Origin of the sequence: Streptomyces sp. NPDC001941 (assembly GCF_040296945.1) — a bacterium.
GTDB lineage: Bacteria > Actinomycetota > Actinomycetes > Streptomycetales > Streptomycetaceae > Streptomyces.
The window spans coordinates 60034-73106 of the sequence record NZ_JBEOYE010000047.1; the positions used below are offsets into that span (position 1 = coordinate 60034).

The window sequence follows — 13073 nt, forward strand, 5'->3', positions numbered from 1 at the left end:
GCCCCGGTACGGGCGACCAGGGGCGCGGGACCGGGCGCGCGGGGTCAGGCGCGGTCGGCGTCGGGGCGGGGCCCCCGGCGGCGCGACCTCCGGTGGGCGTCGCGTTCGTGGAGCTGGGTCTGCAGGAGCAGGTCGCCCAGGTCCGCCCCCGGCTTCCGGGCCTCCTCGCGAAGGGCCTGGCAGACCTTGCAGTCCTTCTCCATCCGAGCTCCCTCGTCCGACGGTCGGCGCATGGGCCGCGGTCCCGAGTGCAGCACACGGGGGCCGTGCGGACCCGCAGGCGAAACGATCCTTCACTCGTGTGGCACATCGCGTGTGGCAGATCGCATGTGCCACGTCGACCGTCCGCGCCGCGCCCCGGCCCCCTCGCCGTGCCGCGCCTCGCGGGCACAAGGTAGGGACCGCGGCTCGAGAGGTCAACGCACCTTCCTCGGGCGTGTCTTGGGACGCACGTTCCGCACCGAACGGTTGCACCCCTCCGCACCGCACGGTCGCGTCCCGCCGCACCGCACAGTCGCGCCCGAACGGGCCGTACGGGCGCGTCCCGCACGAGCCCCGTAACGCCCCGTCATGGTCCTTGCGGCTGGCACGTGTCGCCCGAACGGACGCGTCGCGCGGTGCGCTCCGCGCGCGCGTGTGAGCCTGACGGCGACGTTGTCCGAGTCCGACCGCACCCGAGGAGCCGATCTTCCGCATGTTCCGCGCACGACATTCCTCACGCCGCTGGGCGGCCCTCACCTGTACCCTCGCCGTGGTCTGGGCTCCGGTCACCGTCTCCGCCACGGCCGCCGCCGCGGCCCCGCCGGACGCCGCCCCCGCGGTCCCCGCGGCCCGCGCCAAGCCCCTCCCCGGCGGTCTGGGCCCCTGTGTGCCGGGCACCTGCCCCAGCGGCGGCTACCCTCCGATCAACAACGGCCCGATCCAGTACCGCGACAACGGCATCAACGTCTTCGTGGGCAAGGACTTCCTGGTCCGCGAGCGGGCGGCCGAGGTGGAGGGCAAGGTCGTCGTCATCGGCGACTTCGACCAGAACAAGGCCGCGGGCGTCAGCGGCATCTACAACGTCGGCGAGGCGGGCGTGGGTTCGCGCGTGGCCCCCGACGTCGGCACCGACTGGCTCACCACCGGCGGGAACGTCTCCGTCGCGACGGGCCAGCGACTCGTCGCCGAGGACGGCGTCGTACGGCACGCGGGCGACGCGACCGGCACGATCCTCTCCCAGCAGACCGTCAAGGACGCCGCGGCGGTCACTCCGTACAAGGACCTGCGCGACGAGCTGACGAAGGCCAGCAAGTGCTACGCGTACCCGCCGGAGGGCGGCCGTCGCAAGACCACCGGCCTGGTGACGCACGCGGGCGGCGAGACCCACTTCGAGGGCGACGGCACCTCGATGCTCCAGGTCTTCGAGGTCGACTTCGACATGCAGGGCGGCAGCGGCGGCCAGGAGGGCATCACCTTCGGCAACATCCCGGCGGGCGCCACGGTCCTGGTCAACGTGTACGGGACGAACCGCGTCGTCAACACGTACAGCGGCACGATCGACGACAGCAGCCCCTTCAACCAGCTGCGCAACCGTCTGCTGTGGAACTTCCCGGACGCCACGGGCGTGGAGTTCAAGGGCACCGGACAGTTCCAGGGCAGCGTGCTGGTCGGCGACCAGTCGTCGATGACGACGATCAGCATGCCCGGCATGAACGGGCGGTTCTTCACCACCGGTTCGCTCACCCACACCAGCTCCTCGACGGGCGGTGGCGGCCAGGAGTTCCACAACTACCCCTTCGAGGGCGACCTGCCGGACTGCGTCGAGCAGGAGGGCGAGGTCAAGGTGGTGAAGACGGACGTGAACACCGGTGACCCGCTCGCCGGGGCCGAGTTCGAGCTGTGGCAGGAGACCAACGGCGTCGCGGGCCTGCAGACCTCGGGCGCCACGCCCGACACCAAGGTCGGCGCCGTGTGCACCACCGACGACCAGGGCGTGTGCAAGCGGACGGTGAAGCTCGGCACCTACTACTGGCGCGAGACCAAGGCGCCCATCGGGTACACCATGCCGGTCGACCCGGTCTTCGGGCCGCTCGAACTGACGGCGGCGAACTCCTCCGCGGGCGTCTCCGTGACCGCCACCAACAAGACGTTCTCCGGCGGCACCACCGGCAAGGTGAAGGTCGTCAAGGAGGACTCCCGCACCGGCGCCCCGCTGCCCGGCGCGGTCTTCCGGCTGTGGCACGAGACCAACGGCGTCGCCGGGCTCCAGCAGGGCGGTGCCGACCCCGACACCCCGATCGGCGCGCCGTGCACCACGGGCGCCGACGGCACCTGCGAGACGGCGGACCTGGCCCTCGGCACGTACTACTGGGTGGAGACCAAGGCGCCCGCGAACTACGAGCTGCCCCGCGACCCGGTCTTCGGGCCGCTGGAGCTGACCCTGGCCAACGCCAGTGCCGGGGTGAGCGTCACCGCGAAGAACAAGCGCAGGGAGGCTCCCACCGTCCTGGGCAAGGTGAGCGTGCTGAAGGTCGACGCCACGACCGGGAAGCCCCTGGCGGGGGCGGTCTTCGAGCTGTGGTGGGAGACCAACGGGCGGCCCGGCCTGCAGCGGTCCGGCGCGACTCCCGACACCAAGGCCGCCGACTGCGTCACGCCCGCCGCCGGACGGTGCACGGAGGAGGTCGAGCTCGGCACGTACTACTGGGTGGAGACCAAGGCGCCCGCCGGGCACGTCCTCCCCCGGCCCGCGGTCTTCGGTCCGCTGGTCGTCGCCCGGCCGGACAGGACCGTGTCGGTGACCGTGCGCAACGAGGCCGTCAAGGGCTCGATCTCCGTCCTCAAGACGGACCAGACCAGTGGAAGCCCCCTGGCCGGGGCCGTCTTCCGGCTGTGGCGCGAGACCAACGGGACGCCCGGACTCCAGACGGGCGGTGCGCGTCCCGACACGGCCGTCGGCTCCGGCTGCGCCACCGACGGCAAGGGGAGCTGCGTCTTCGGCGGCCTCGCGACCGGTGCGTACTACCTCCAGGAGACCGCCGTCCCCGAGGGGTACCGGATGCCCTCGAACCCCGTGAGCGGACCGCACTCCGTGACGGCGGGCAACGCCGCGAAGGGCGTCACGGTCAGGCTGACCAACGCGCGCGGGGAGCACGACAAGAAGTAGCCGCAGCGAAGCACCGTCCGTTCGGTCCGTACGGTCCATGTGAACCGTACGGACCGTGGGGAACGGCAGTACGAGTCATTCACAGAGGCCCCCGGTCAGCCGGCCGGGGGCCTCCTGCCGTGCCCTGGCCCCGCCGCTCCCCCGGCGCTACCCGGGAGTAGGATGCCCGCAGCCTCCAGCGTCGAGAAGGGACGTGGCTCACGATGCAGATCGGTGACCTGGTCGAGGACTTCGCACTGCCGGACGAGTCCGGAACCGAACGGCGCCTGTCCGAACTCCTCACCGAGGGGCCGGTCGTGCTGTTCTTCTACCCCGCCGCGATGACCGCCGGGTGCACCGCCGAGGCCTGCCACTTCCGCGACCTGGCCGCCGAGTTCCAGGCGGTCGGCGCGCGCCCGGTGGGCATCAGCGGCGACACGGTCGACAAGCAGCGCCAGTTCAGCGAGAAGCACACCTTCGGCTTCCCGCTGCTCTCCGACGCGGACGGCGCCGTCCGCGAACGCTTCGGCGTCAAGCGCGGGTTCTCGCTGGCCCCCACCAAGCGCGTCACGTTCGTGATCGGGCAGGACAGCCGGGTCGCCGAGGTCGTCCGCAGCGAGATCCGCATGAGCGCCCACGCGGACCGCGCCCTGGAGGCGCTGCGCGCCCTCGCCGCCTGACGCGCACCGCCGGGGAGGGCGGGGGCGCGTTGGCGCGACCGGATGACGTGGTGCGCGCGCACGGGTGAACGGGCGGCCGGAACGGCACGCGGCGGCCCGCGCGGTGGATGGATGACGGCAGCCGTACGAACCCCCGCCGCCGCACCCCTCGGAGTCGCCCCGTGCCCATCCGGCTGTCCCCGCGCCGCGCCCGCACCGCCCGCCGCGCCCTGTGCGCCTCGCTCGCCGCCCTCTGCGCGCTGCTCGCCGCGCCGTCCCCCGCGCTCGCGGGCGATGCCCCGCGGGACTACGACGAGTACGTCGCCCTGGGCGACTCGTGGTCGGCGGACGTGGCGCTGCTGACCAACGTCTCCAGCGAGCACGTCCCGTACGCCTGCTTCCAGTCGACCTGGAACTACCCCAAGAAGGTCGCCCAGGAGCTGGGCGTCGCCACCTTCCGCGACGCCACCTGCGGTTCGGCGACCACCAAGGAGCTGGCGCAGCCGCAGGACATCGACTACGCGGGTCTCGTACGGGGCGTCAACGCGCCCCAGTTCGACCGGCTGACGCCCACCACCGACCTGGTCACCGTCGGCATCGGCGGCAACGACGCGGGCCTGGCGTCGATCCTGCGCGGCTGCTTCAACCTGCTGCCGGAGCCGCTGGGCCGGCCCTGCCGCACCCACTGGGTGCAGGGCGGCAAGGACACCATGTCGCAGCAGATCGAGGCCGTCGAGGACAAGGTGTACGAGGCGCTGCTGCGCACCCATCAACTCGCCCCGAACGCGACCGTGCTCGCGGTGGACTACCTGGCCGGGGCGCCCACCGACCGGGGCTGCTTCCCGTTCGTGCAGATCCTGGACGACGACCTGGTGTGGCTCGGCGGCAAGCTCAAGGAGCTGAACGCCGTGCTGGCGCGCGCCGTCACGCGGGCCCGCGAGGACGCCGACGGGTTCGACGTGCGCCTGGTGGACACCTACTCGGGCAGCGTCGGGCACGACATCTGCAAGCTGCCGGGCACCAAGTGGGTGGAGGGCTTCGTGCCGGTGACCACTAACCCGCCGGGCCTCGCGGTCCCGTTCCACCCCAACGAGCTGGGCGCGGCGCACCAGGCGGCCGCCGTGCTGGGGGCGCTGGGCCGGTGAACCTCTGAGCCTCCGCGCCGGGCCCCGTGCCCCGGGGCCCGGCGCGGGCGGGTGCGAGCGTGCGTGCGCGCGGTGGCGTCAACTCCGCTTCTGACGCCGGGATCCGCGCCGCCGTGCCCACGCGTTCGGTACGCATTCCGTACCCGGGCGACACCTGACATACGTCATCCGTTCCCATGCACAAGATCGTCCTCAGGGTGGAGGGCGGCTCCCGGCGACGCCGTGAGGATGGGAGCGCAGCACACGTACCGGGGCAACGACCGGCCCCGGTGCGACGCCTGATGACCAGACAGGAATCGTTCCATGCCAACTGCCAGCACCGGAACCCGGCGCCGGGCACGCGTCGCCGCCGCCGCGTCGGCCACCGCCGCCGCGCTCGCCCTCGGCGTGCTCCCCGCCCACGCGACGACCACGGCCACCCCGTCCTCGTCCACCACCACGTCCGCCGGCCCGTCGGCCGCCCTCTCCGGACGGCTCGACCGGGAGGCGCTGCGCGCGTCGCTCGACGCCTTCCACCAGGCCGGCATGTACGGCGCCTACTCGGCGGTCCGCGACGGCTCCCGCGAGTGGCGGGGGGCCACCGGGATCGCCGACGTCGACACGCGCCGGCCCACCCGGCCGGACTTCGAGCACCGCGTCGGCAGCATCACCAAGACGTTCACCTCCGTCGCCGTGCTCCAGCAGGTCGCCCGGGGGAAGGTGGACCTGGACGCGCCGGTCGGCCGCTACCTGCCGGACCTCGTCCCCGGCGAGCGGGGGCGGCGGATCACCGTGCGGATGCTCCTCAACCACACCAGCGGCGTCAACGACTTCGTGCTGGCCGCCTTCCCGGGCCTGGCCGAGGACCCCGGCAAGGCCCTGGACGAGGGCCGCTTCCGGCACCACGAGCCGGCCGATCTCGCGCGGCTGGGGCTGGCGCAGCCGCCCGTCGCCGAGCCCGGCGGCAAGCACGTGTACTCCAACACCAACTACGTGCTGGCCGGGCTCGTCCTGGAGAAGGTGACCGGTCAGGACGCGGAGGCGTACATCACGCGCAACGTCATCCGGAAGGCCGGCCTGCGCCACACGTACTTCCCCGCCTCGCCCCGCATCAAGGGCCCGCACAGCAAGATGTACGAGTCGTTCTACGGCTACATCGACCCGGCCAGGGACTACAGCACGTACGACATGTCGTGGGCCTGGACCGCGGGCGCGCTGGTGTCGACGACCTCCGACCTCAACGACTTCTACCGCCGGCTGCTGACGGGCGGGCTGCTCGGGCCCGCGGAGCTGAAGGAGATGAAGAAGGGCGTACCCGCCTACGAGCCGGAGCCCGGCCAGGAGGCCCTGATGCGCTACGGCCTGGGCCTGTACACGATCAAGATGCCGAACGGCGGCTGGTACTGGGGCCACGACGGCGCGGTGTTCGGCGCGGGCACCTGGGCGCTGTCCTCCGAGGACGGCCGCAGGCAGGTTGCCATCGGCTACAACTACATGAAGTACGAGCGCTTCGCGCCCGACGGCACCCCGCTGCCCGACCCGATAGGCGAGGCGCTCGTCGCCCACGTGGACGGCGCGCTCGCGGGTACCGGGAAGTCGTCCCGCAAGGCCGCCGCGGCCACGGCGCCGCTGCTCGCCCCGCGCGCGGTGGTCCCCGCGGAGCGCTTCCTCAGGTGACCGACGCGCCTTTCCCCAGGTGACCACTACGCCTGGGCGCCGTGGGGGTGCCTCAGGTGGGCCGGGCCGCGGCTGATGCGTACGAGCTCGTCGAAGTCGACGGCCGCGCCGCGCAGCACCAGGTCCACCGTGGACACCACCTCCTCCTCGGTGGCGGGACCGCCGCCGAGGAGGGCGCGCTGGTAGACGGTGGCGGCCAGGACGTCGACGAGTGTGCGCGCGGGGACGTCCGGCAGCAGGTCGCCGCGCGCCACGGCGCGCTCGACGGCGACGGCGGCGGCGCGGCGGCTGGGCTCCACGAGCTGGTCGAGGAGCCGCCGGTGCAGCTCGGGGTCGCCCGCGCAGTCGGCGACGAGCGGGGCGAGGACGCCCGGGGGGAGCTGCTGGTGCAGGGCGTGGTCCAGGAGGCGCACGCACTGCTGGAGGTCGCAGCGGGTGCAGCCGTTGTCCGGGGCGGGCGGCACGACCAGCACGGCGGCCAGCGCGTCCAGGACGAGCGCCTGGCGGACCGGCCAGCGGCGGCGCACGGCGGCCTTCGTGGTTCCCGCGAGCGCGGCGACCCGCTCCAGGGCGAAGCCGGAGTAGCCCTGTTCGCGCAGGACGTCGAGGGTGGCCGCGCGGACCGCGAGGTCGATGGCCGGGTCGCGCGGGCGGCCGGTCGCCGGGGCCGTCACCGCTCGGCGTCCTGCGGGTACCAGCGCAGCTCGACGGTGTTGCCCTCGGGGTCGCGCACGTAGACCGACTGGGCCGAACCGCGCGCGCCGAAGCGGCTGACGGGGCCCTCGACGACGTCGAAGACGCCGGAGTCGACGACCTCCTGCCAGTCGAGCGGGTCGACGACGAGGCAGATGTGGTCGACGTTGGACTCGCCGCGCGGGCGGTCGAAGAGGTCGATGATGGTGTGCGCGTTGATCCGCACCGAGGGGAAGGGCACCTTGCCGTCGCGCCACTCCTCGACCCGTACGGGTTCGAGGCCGAGGGGCCCGGTGTAGAAGGCGAGGGCGCGCTCGACGTCGCGCACGTTGAGCACCAGGTGGTCGAAGTCCTTGACGCGCATGATCGGTTCTCCCCATGTTTCGATCCGGTCCGGTCCGGATCGTAACAGCGGGTGTCGATCATGGGAAGGGTCATGGGAAGGGCCCCGCGCACGCGTGCGCGGGGCCCTCGGCGTGCTCGCGGGGGCGTCAGCCCCGCTTGAACACGGCGACCGTGCGGCCCGGCACCGTGAAGGTGCCCGAACCCGCCTCGTACGCGGCCGTCCTGGCCACCGCGTCGGCGCCGCCCGCCTGCACCGGGTGGAGCGCGTACCGCTCCCCCGCCGCCCCCGGCACCCGCTGCGCCTGGCTGCCGGGCGTGGCGTTGAAGACCACCACCAGGTCACCCAGGCGCATGGTGACCACGCCCGGCGTCTCGTCCGTACCCGACAGCGGGAAGGACAGCCGCGACTGGACCTCGGAGGCCGTGGACAGGCCGAAGTCCCCCTCGGTCGTACGGATCCGCAGCAGGTCGCGGTAGGCCGCCGAGGCCCCCTGGATCTCCGGGCAGCCCACCGTGAGGGCACTGCTGGTCAACAGGGGCTTCGCGTAAGGCCACTTGGAGCGGTTGTCGGCGGCCGGGGGCAGGCCGCGCCCGAAGCCGTTGCCGTCGCGGCAGTCCCAGTGCAGGGCGTTGAACCAGTCCCCGCTGTCGTACGAGTTGCGGTCCAGCGACTTCGAGCGCAGCAGGTCCGTCCCGGCCTGGGAGAGCGCCGGGCCCTGCGAGAGCGCCGCCGTCGCCATGGCGAGGACCTGCATCCGGGCGCGCCCCGCCGGGGTCACCGTCGGCCGCAGCTTGAAGGCCAGCGCGTCGTACAGCGTCTCGTTGTCGTGGGCGTCCGCGTAGGCCAGGGCGTCCCCGGGGGCGGCGGCGTACCCGGCGGGCGACCCGTTGTAGTCCACCTGGGAGCCCTTGACCTCGCGGCCCCGGGTGTCGGTGAAGGCGTAGTCGGCGAGGCTGCCGGACAGACCGACCTTCAGCAGGTCCTGGTAGTGCAGCAGACGGGCCCGCTGTTCGGCCGGAGTACCGTTCGCCTTCGAGGAGTTGGGCTCGGTGAACAGGCCGGAGGCGAAGCCCTGCACGCCCGGGTCCTCGTCGAACGGGCCGCCGCCGCGCACCGCGTCCCTGGCCCGGTCGGAGAACGTCGCGACGCCCGTCCCGGCCATGTTGCGCTGGGTGGCCTGGACGAACCGGGCGTCGCCCGCGACCTCGCCGAAGTCCCAGCCCTCGCCATACAGCACGACCGCCTTGCCGTCCACGCCGTCCTTCGCCACCGTCAGCGCGTCCAGCGCCCGGCGCACGGCCAGGATGTTCGCCTTGGGGTGGTGGCCCATCAGGTCGAAGCGGAAGCCGTCGACCTTGTACTGGCGCGCCCAGGTCACCACGGAGTCGACCACCAGCTTGCCCATCATGGCGTGTTCGGGAGCGGTGTTGGCGCAGCAGGTGGAGGTGGCCACCGTGCCGTCGTCGAGCAGCCGCTGGTAGTAGCCGGGCACGATCCTGTCGAGCACGGACGTGGCGGCCTGCCCGCTCGCCGCGGTGTGGTTGTAGACGACGTCCATGACGACGCGCAGCCCGGCGCCGTTGAGGCCCTGGACCATGCGGCGGAACTCGACGTTGCGCGCGGTGCCGTCCGGGTCGGAGGCGTAGGAGCCCTCGGGGACGGTGTAGTGCAGCGGGTCGTAGCCCCAGTTGAAGCCGTCGCGGGCGGCGACCCTGCCCACGCAGGCCTGCTGCTCCTCGGAGTCGGCGGGGAAGGAGGCCAGGTCGCAGTCGGGCACGGCCTGGTCGGAGCGCTTCTCCGGGATGGTGGCGATGTCGAAGACCGGCAGCAGGTGGACGTACGAGGTGCCCGCGCCGGCCAGTTCCCTCAGGTGCCGCATGCCGGCCGATCCCTGTTCGGTGAAGGCCAGGTAGCCGCCCTTGTTCCGGGCCGTGGCGTCCGCGATGGAGAAGTCGCGCACGTGCAGTTCCTGGATCTGCGCGTTGCGCAGGGGTACGGCGGCCGGCTTGCGCAGCGCCCGCCAGCCGGGCGGCGCAAGGGCCGGGTCCGCCAGGTCGACGACCAGGCTGCGCGCGGAGTCGGCGGTGAGGGCCGTAGCGTACGGGTCGGTCACCTCGTTGGTGACCATCCGGGCGACTCCGGGCGCCCAGACGCGCACGGAGTAGCGGTAGGGCCTGCCCGCCCAGGAGCGCGGTCCGGTGACCGACCAGACGCCGGTGGCGTCGTCGCGCCGCATGGGCACGGCGGTGCCGTCGAGGTCGAGCGCGACGGTACGGGCGGTGGGCGCCCACACCGAGAGGGTCACCCCGTCCCGGGTGAAGACCGGGCCGAGCTTCGCCCGCGTGCCGTCGTAGAGGGCGTCCAGCGCCCCGGGGACCTGCACCCCGGTGGCGGCGAGCAGGGCGCCGTTGGCGCCGCGCTGGGTGGCGACGAGCTGGCCGCGCAGCGCCTCCCCGGCCCTGTCCCGGTCGCGCGGGTCGATCCGGAAGGCCGGACGGTCCTTGAGGTGCGGGTAGGCGGCTTTCTGGGCGTCGGTGAGGGCGGACGGGGTGAGGCGCAGCCACTGGCCCTCGTCACTGAGGGCCCCGTCGACGACGGTGATCCCGCCCTCGGGCGCGTACACGAGCTGCTGGCTGGTCGCGGCGCTCGCGTTGACCTTCCAGACGACCGTGTCCGCGTCGATCCACTGCGCCTCGGCCTTCTTCAGGTCGAGGTCCGGCGCCGAACCGACCGTCGGCAGGAGGTAGTCGTCGTCCCCCGCGAGCAGCCAGACCTCCTTGCCGTAGGTGGCGAAGTCCAGCGAGCGGTCGGCGGGGACGTCCTTCTCGTCGCCCTTGTGCGCGATGTAGCTGAGCGAGGTCGCGCCCGGGGCGAGCGGGACCTCGAAGGTGAGGCCGAAGGCGTCCTGGCCGACGGGCCGCACCGGCTTGGTCCACTCGGTGGGTTCCCTGGCGCCGGTCCAGGTGTGCAGTCCCCAGCCGTCGTAGGCGCCGTCGGCGCGGCGGAAGTGCACCACGGCCTTGGTGGCGTCCTGCGGCGGGTAGGCCCCTTCGGGCGCCTGCTCCAGCTGGGTGTCGCGACCCTGCTCGATCCACACCCGGCCGGTCCTGGCCAGGGCGATGGTGCGGGCCGGTCCGTCGGCGGCGCCGTCCTTCTCGACGGTGTACGTGACGGTCTCGGCGTGGTCGGGCAGCTTCACCCAGGCGAACGCGCCGTAGGCGTCACGTCCGGCGAACTCGGCGTCCCGGCCCTCGGCCCGGAGCTTCCAGCCGTCGTAGGCGCCGTCCGCGCGCTTGTAGTGGACCACGGCGTAGCTGCGGTCCACGGCGCTCGGCCTGCCCGGGGGCGGGACGGCGCCCGCGGTGGTCGCGGCCAGGGCGCTCGCGGTGCGCCCGGCGCCGTCCACGACGACCGCCTTGTAGCGCAGGGGCGTTCCGGCCGCGAGCGTGGCGGGGAGCTGCTGGGTGACCCGGTAGGGGGCGTGGTCGGCGGAGCCGAGGACCTGCCAGGGGCCGTTGCCGCTCTGGGCGGCGAAGACGACGCGGTCGAGGCCGCCGCCGCTGACGTCCGCGGACACCTCGACGGTGCCGGTGGCCCCGGCGGGCGGGGCCGTGAGGGTGATCCCGGGCCGGGCTGCGGGGACGGCGAGCGGCGCGTCGGCGCGCAGGACCAGCGAGGACAGGGCGGGCACGGTGACGGTGACCTTCCCGTCCGTACGGGTCACGCGTCCCGAACCGCCGTACAGGGTCGCGTACGTGGCGCTGCGGGCCAGGATGGCGACGGTCTCGGGGGTGGTGGCGTTGTTGACGGCGACCAGGTACTCGCGGCGCTCGCGGGCGTCGGTGCGGGCGGAGGCGTACACCGGTCCGTCCGCGTACCGCTGCTCCTGGACGCCGTCGCGCAGGGCCGGGTGACGCTTCGTCAGCCGGGAGAGCTCCGCGATGGAGCGGTAGAGCGGGTGCGCGGTGTCGAAGGCGTCGGAGGCGTGGGTGCGATCCGTGCCGATCTGGTCGTCGTCGAGGTAGTCGGCGGTGCGCGAGGCGAACATCGTCTGGCGGGCGTCCTTGTCGCCGCCCGCGCCGGTGAAGCCCTGCTCGTCGCCGTAGTAGACGACCGGGTTGCCGCGCGAGAGGAACATCAGCTCGTTGGCGAGCCGGTCGCGGGCCAGCAGTTCGGCGTCGGACGCCCCGGGGTGGTCCTGGGCGAGGAAGGAGCCGATGCGGCCCATGTCGTGGTTGCCGAGGAAGCCGACCTGCTCGTAGGCGTTGGACTTGTCGGTGGTGTAGCGGTAGTCCTGCGCCAGGACCTGGGCGAGGGCGGAGGCCGGGGCGCCCTGGGAGGCGTACGCGCGCACGGCGCCCTGGAGCGGGAAGTCGAGGGTCGCGTCGAGGCGGCCCCGCGTCACGTACGGCGCGGTGACCGACGGGTCGGCGGAGTACACCTCGCCGAAGACGAAGAAGTCCTCGCGCCCCCGCTTCGCGGCGTACGCGTCCAGCGCGGTGGCCCACCGCGTCCAGAACGGCATGTCGACGTTGCGCACGGTGTCGACGCGGAAGCCGTCCACGTCGAAGTCGCGCACCCAGCGCTGGTAGATCTCCTCCATGCCCTTCACCACCTCGGGCCGCTCGGTCCACAGGTCGTCGAGGCCGCTGTGGTCGCCGTTGAGGCCGCTCTCGCCCGCGAAGGTCGAGTCGCCGCGGTTGTGGTACATCGTCGGGTCGTTGAGCCAGGCCGGGACCTTCGCGCCCGCCTCGCCGGGCGCGGCCTTCGGGGTGTACGGGAACGCGTCCGCGTCGATCCGCCTGCCCCGGGTGCCCCGGGCGTCGTCGAACGGCCGCCCCCCGGCGTCCAGGTAGGGGTAGGCGCCCTTGGGCCGGTAGGTGCTGCACTCGGCGCCGCTCAGCACGTCGGCGGTGTGGTTGGTGATGACGTCGAAGAAGACCTTCATGCCCTTGGCGTGCGCCTTGTCGATCAGCCGGGCCAGGTCGGCGTTGGTGCCGAAGTGCGGGTCGACCTGGGTGAAGTCGGTGATCCAGTAGCCGTGGTAGCCGGCGCTGTCGCCCTGGACGGGCTTGTTCTTGAAGACGGGCGCCATCCACAGGGCCGTGGTGCCCAGGCCCTTGATGTAGTCGAGCTTCCCGGTCAGGCCCTTGAGGTCACCGCCCTGGTAGAAGCCCTTGTCGGTGGGGTCGAAGCCGGTCTTGTCGCGCGCCCCGGCGTAGCCGCCGCGGTCGTTGGCGGTGGTGCCGTTGGCGAACCGGTCGGGGAGCACGAAGTAGAACTGCTCCCGGGTCAGGTCGTGCCGCGCGGGCTGCGCGGCGAGCCGGGCGTCGGACGGGGGCGCGGGCGGGGCCGCCTGGTGCGGTCGGACATCATCTTCCCGATCACCAGGGACACGAACGTTCCCTTGCCGCGCCGAGAGAACACCAGCCCATCGTCCTCCAGGA

At 73.1% G+C, this 13073-nt stretch carries 8 protein-coding genes; 4 read left to right on the forward strand and 4 right to left on the reverse strand.

The window, feature by feature from the left end:
- Positions 1-44: 44 nt before the first annotated feature.
- On the reverse strand, positions 45-203 hold the full coding sequence (locus tag ABT160_RS27945) for a hypothetical protein (RefSeq protein ID WP_351650597.1): 159 nt from the start codon (positions 201-203) through the stop codon (positions 45-47).
- Positions 204-694: 491 nt separating this feature from the next.
- Here ABT160_RS27945 and ABT160_RS27950 point away from each other — a divergent pair, with 491 nt between their 5' ends.
- From ABT160_RS27950 to ABT160_RS27965, 4 genes are all read left to right on the forward strand, one after another.
- A complete protein-coding gene (locus ABT160_RS27950; RefSeq protein ID WP_351650598.1) occupies positions 695-3148 on the forward strand; it encodes a SpaA isopeptide-forming pilin-related protein in 2454 nt (817 codons plus the stop codon).
- Positions 3149-3351: 203 nt separating this feature from the next.
- A complete protein-coding gene (locus ABT160_RS27955) occupies positions 3352-3807 on the forward strand; it encodes a peroxiredoxin (RefSeq protein WP_351650599.1) in 456 nt (151 codons plus the stop codon).
- 161 nt (positions 3808-3968) lie between these two features.
- Positions 3969-4931: an SGNH/GDSL hydrolase family protein gene (locus tag ABT160_RS27960; RefSeq protein ID WP_351650600.1), complete on the forward strand. Its 963-nt coding sequence runs from the start codon at positions 3969-3971 to the stop codon at positions 4929-4931.
- A gap of 303 nt (positions 4932-5234) precedes the next feature.
- The gene (locus tag ABT160_RS27965; RefSeq protein ID WP_351650602.1) at positions 5235-6587 is read left to right on the forward strand and encodes a serine hydrolase domain-containing protein; all 1353 of its coding nucleotides are present in this window, start codon (positions 5235-5237) and stop codon (positions 6585-6587) included.
- A gap of 26 nt (positions 6588-6613) precedes the next feature.
- Here ABT160_RS27965 and ABT160_RS27970 read toward each other — a convergent pair whose 3' ends face one another.
- The 3 genes from ABT160_RS27970 to pulA form a co-directional block, all read right to left on the reverse strand.
- A complete protein-coding gene (locus ABT160_RS27970) occupies positions 6614-7261 on the reverse strand; it encodes a TetR/AcrR family transcriptional regulator (RefSeq protein ID WP_351650603.1) in 648 nt (215 codons plus the stop codon).
- Positions 7258-7644, reverse strand: a complete 387-nt coding sequence (locus ABT160_RS27975; RefSeq protein ID WP_351650604.1) for a VOC family protein — start codon at positions 7642-7644, stop codon at positions 7258-7260. The genes ABT160_RS27970 and ABT160_RS27975 overlap by 4 nt, the downstream gene beginning before the upstream one ends.
- Before the next feature lie 127 nt (positions 7645-7771).
- Positions 7772-12922: a pullulanase-type alpha-1,6-glucosidase gene (gene pulA / locus ABT160_RS27980; protein WP_351650609.1), complete on the reverse strand. Its 5151-nt coding sequence runs from the start codon at positions 12920-12922 to the stop codon at positions 7772-7774.
- Positions 12923-13073 lie beyond the last annotated feature (151 nt).